2 rRNA genes are annotated in these 2,786 nt (G+C 56.5%); both read left to right on the top strand.

Features of this window, described 5'->3' with window-relative positions:
* Positions 1 to 2,583, top strand: a 23S ribosomal RNA gene (locus tag ABQE93_RS26990); the annotation flags it as partial.
* A gap of 80 nt (positions 2,584 to 2,663) precedes the next feature.
* A 5S ribosomal RNA gene (gene rrf, locus ABQE93_RS26985) occupies positions 2,664 to 2,778 on the top strand.
* Positions 2,779 to 2,786: the final 8 nt, after the last annotated feature.

Genomic DNA, 2,786 nt, shown 5'->3' with positions numbered 1-2,786 from the left:
AGTACCGTGAGGGAATGGTGAAAAGTACCCCGGGAGGGGAGTGAAAGAGTACCTGAAACCGTGTGCCTACAATCCGTCAGAGCCCTCACTTTTGTGTGGGGTGATGGCGTGCCTTTTGAAGAATGAGCCTGCGAGTCACCGACATGTCGCGAGGTTAACCCGGGTGGGGTAGCCGCAGCGAAAGCGAGTCTGAATAGGGCGTATCCAAACAGCAGTGTTTGGTGTAGTGGTGTGTTGTGGACCCGAAGCGGAGTGATCTACCCATGGCCAGGGTGAAGCGCGGGTAAGACCGCGTGGAGGCCCGAACCCACTTAGGTTGAAGACTGAGGGGATGAGCTGTGGGTAGGGGTGAAAGGCCAATCAAACTCCGTGATAGCTGGTTCTCCCCGAAATGCATTTAGGTGCAGCGTCACATGTTTCTTGTTGGAGGTAGAGCTACTGGATGGCCGATGGGCCCTACTAGGTTACTGACGTCAGCCAAACTCCGAATGCCGACAAGACCAAAGTGTGGCAGTGAGACGGCGGGGGATAAGCTCCGTGCGTCGAGAGGGAAACAGCCCAGATCGCCGGCTAAGGCCCCTAAGCGTGTGCTAAGTGGAAAAGGATGTGCAGTCGCGAAGACAACCAGGAGGTTGGCTTAGAAGCAGCCACCCTTGAAAGAGTGCGTAATAGCTCACTGGTCAAGTGATTGTGCGCCGATAATGTAGCGGGGCTCAAGCACACCGCCGAAGCCGCGGCAGCCAAGCGTGCTTGGTTGGGTAGGGGAGCGTCCTGCATCCGGTGAAGCCACGAAGTGATTCAGTGGTGGAGGGTGTGGGAGCGAGAATGCAGGCATGAGTAGCGATAAGGCAAGTGAGAACCTTGCCCGCCGGAAGACCAAGGGTTCCTGGGCCAGGCCAGTCCGCCCAGGGTGAGTCGGGACCTAAGGCGAGGCCGACAGGCGTAGTCGATGGACAACGGGTTGATATTCCCGTACCCGTGTATGAGCGTCCCTGACGAATCCATACTGCTAACCACCCAAAAGGTGGCCGATCAATCCCTTCGGGGAGCGAGGGTCACCGGCTGCGTGGGACCCGTGTGGGTAGTAGTCAAGCGATGGGGTGACGCAGGAAGGTAGCCGTACCAGTCAGTGGTAATACTGGGGCAAACCTGTAGGGAGAACGATAGGCAAATCCGTCGTTCACTAATCCTGAGAGGTGATGCATAGCCGAGTGAGGCGAATTCGGTGATCCTATGCTGTCGAGAAAAGCCTCTAGCGAGTCCATACACGGCCCGTACCCCAAACCAACACAGGTGGTCAGGTAGAGAATACCGAGGCGTACGAGATAACTATGGTTAAGGAACTCGGCAAAATGCCCCCGTAACTTCGGGAGAAGGGGGACCCCCACACCGTCAACACCCTCGCGGTGGGCAGCGGGAGGGGGTGGCACAAACCAGTGAGAAGCGACTGTTTACTAAAAACACAGGTCCGTGCGAAGTCGCAAGACGAGGTATACGGACTGACGCCTGCCCGGTGCTGGAAGGTTAAGAGGACCCGTCAACCCCTTTCGGGGGGTGAAGCGGAGAATTTAAGCCCCAGTAAACGGCGGTGGTAACTATAACCATCCTAAGGTAGCGAAATTCCTTGTCGGGTAAGTTCCGACCTGCACGAATGGCGTAACGACTTCTCAGCTGTCTCAACCATAGACTCGGCGAAATTGCATTACGAGTAAAGATGCTCGTTACGCGCGGCAGGACGAAAAGACCCCGGGACCTTCACTACAACTTGGTATTGGTGCTCGATTCGGTTTGTGTAGGATAGGTGGGAGACTGTGAAACAGTCACGCCAGTGATTGTGGAGTCGTTGTTGAAATACCACTCTGATCGTATTGGGCCTCTAACCTCGAACCGTCTATCCGGTTCAGGGACAGTGCCTGGCGGGTAGTTTAACTGGGGCGGTTGCCTCCTAAAAAGTAACGGAGGCGCCCAAAGGTTCCCTCAACCTGGATGGCAATCAGGTGTTGAGTGTAAGTGCACAAGGGAGCTTGACTGCGAGACGAACATGTCAAGCAGGGACGAAAGTCGGGACTAGTGATCCGGCACCCCCGAGTGGAAGGGGTGTCGCTCAACGGATAAAAGGTACCCCGGGGATAACAGGCTGATCTTCCCCAAGAGTCCATATCGACGGGATGGTTTGGCACCTCGATGTCGGCTCGTCGCATCCTGGGGCTGGAGCAGGTCCCAAGGGTTGGGCTGTTCGCCCATTAAAGCGGCACGCGAGCTGGGTTTAGAACGTCGTGAGACAGTTCGGTCTCTATCCGCCGCGCGCGTCAGAAGCTTGAGGAAACCTGTCCCTAGTACGAGAGGACCGGGACGGACGAACCTCTGGTCCACCAGTTGTCCCACCAGGGGCACCGCTGGATAGCCACGTTCGGACAGGATAACCGCTGAAAGCATCTAAGCGGGAAACCCCCTCCAAGACCAGGCTTCTCACCCATCTAAGTGGGATAAGGCCCCCCGCAGAACACGGGATCAATAGACCAGACCTACACACCCAGCAATGGGCGCAGGGAACTGGCACTAACCGGCCGAAAACTTACACACACTCGCAACCACACACCACAGCGCAATCAAACCACCGCGCCCCACCACCAAAAACACACCACCCAAAAAAAGAATAGAGTTACGGCGGTCCATAGCGACAGGGAAACGCCCGGACCCATCCCGAACCCGGAAGCTAAGCCTGCCAGCGCCAATGATACTGCCCAACACGGGCGGAAAAGTAGGACACCGCCGAACACAAATTA

The sequence above is a fragment of the Mycolicibacterium sp. XJ662 genome (assembly GCF_053484035.1).
The sequence above is the reverse complement of the archived record's forward strand: the minus strand, read 5'-3'. Positions and strand labels throughout refer to the sequence as shown.